The organism is Streptomyces sp. NPDC058246 (genome assembly GCF_042881985.1).
Lineage (GTDB): Bacteria > Actinomycetota > Actinomycetes > Streptomycetales > Streptomycetaceae > Streptomyces.
Map to the genome: position 1 here is coordinate 1 of NZ_JBHVWZ010000058.1, position 1,276 is coordinate 1,276.

1 protein-coding gene is annotated in these 1,276 nt (G+C 66.3%); it reads left to right on the forward strand.

Features of this window, described 5'->3' with window-relative positions; all coding sequences use genetic code 11:
- Positions 1 to 127 precede the first annotated feature (127 nt).
- A complete protein-coding gene (locus ACFVXA_RS40115) occupies positions 128 to 895 on the forward strand; it encodes a hypothetical protein (RefSeq protein WP_390028681.1) in 768 nt (255 codons plus the stop codon).
- Positions 896 to 1,276 lie beyond the last annotated feature (381 nt).

Below are 1,276 nucleotides of genomic sequence, written 5' to 3' on the forward strand. Positions count from 1 at the left end.
GCTTTTAGTTGTTGTTTATGTGTGTGTCAAGTCCCGATTTGTCGGAGGGTGACGGGGGGTGGGGTGGCGGGGCTTACTTGTTGCACGGCCTGGTCCGGTAATTCGGAGGGGGTCGGGGTGAGGCGGGATGTGGTTGTGGTTCTGTCTTTCCTTTGCTGGTGTGCTGGTGGTTCTGGGTTTTTCGGTTCTGCCGGTGTGGTTTCTGTTCGGTTTCCGGGTTGGGGAGATTCCCCTTCTTGATTCTTGTTGGGAGAGCGTTATGTCGGTTCGTATGGGTGTTCAGGGTGAGGGTCGTTCGAAGCGTCGGTTCTTCGGTGCGGCGGTGGCTGTGGCGTCGGCTGCGGTGGTGGCTGGTGGTGTGGCGTTGCCGGCGGCTGCGTCGGCGGCTCCGATGCACAGTGTGTCGGTGGTGGGTCAGGCGCATGGGAAGAAGGGTCACGGGGGGCATCACGGCAACGGTCACGGGAAGGGCAGGGGCAATGTTGTCGTGGTGATCATCAACAACGGTCCGGGCAAGACCGATCCGGGTAAGACCGATCCGGGTAAGGGCGGTGGCACGGGTGGTGCGGGTACCGGTGGTGCCGGGACCGGCGGTGGCACGGGTGGTGCCGGTCAGGGTGGTGCCGGGACTGGTGGCGGCACGGGTGGTGCCGGTCAGGGTGGTGCCGGGACCGGTGCTGGCAGCACGGGCGGTACGGGTACCGGTGGTACGGGGACCGGTGCTGGCAGCAAGGGTGGCGCCGGTCAGGGCGGCGCGGGTGACGCCGGTGGCAAGGGCGGTGCCGGTCAGGGTGGTGCCGGGACCGGTGGCGGTACCGGTGGCACGGGTACCGGTGGTACGGGGACCGGTGCTGGCAGCACGGGCGGTACGGGTACCGGTGGCGCGGGCGGCTGAGGGCTGAGGGCCGCCGGGCAGTGAGGGGGTACGCAGGGGGGCCGGGCGGTGTCACCGCCCGGCCCTTCTGCCGGATGTTCCCCTCGGGTGGGCGCGGTGTGTTCCGCATGGCCGGTGTCGGTGTGCGGGTCGTGTCCGGCGGGTGTGTGGTCTCGGGTCTGGTTTTTCCTGGTCGTGCTGTGGCGGGCGCGGTGATTGCGTTTCCGGCGGGCGCCGGTATCGGTTCATTCAATTAATTCAAGTGTTTCGCTTGTTCTCGTTTTCCCGGGAGCGGGTGATGGAGGAGCGGGAATTCTTATGAAGTGTCATTTCTTTGCTGTGGCGGCTGCTTCTGCTCTGGTTGCTGTGGGGGGTGTGCTGGTTCCGGCGGGTGCGGCGTTT

Excerpts from the sequence above, each read along its gene's own strand:
- ACFVXA_RS40115 (WP_390028681.1), top strand. The coding sequence starts at position 128 with ATGTGGTTGTGGTTCTGTCTTTCCTTTGCTGGTGTGCTGGTGGTTCTG.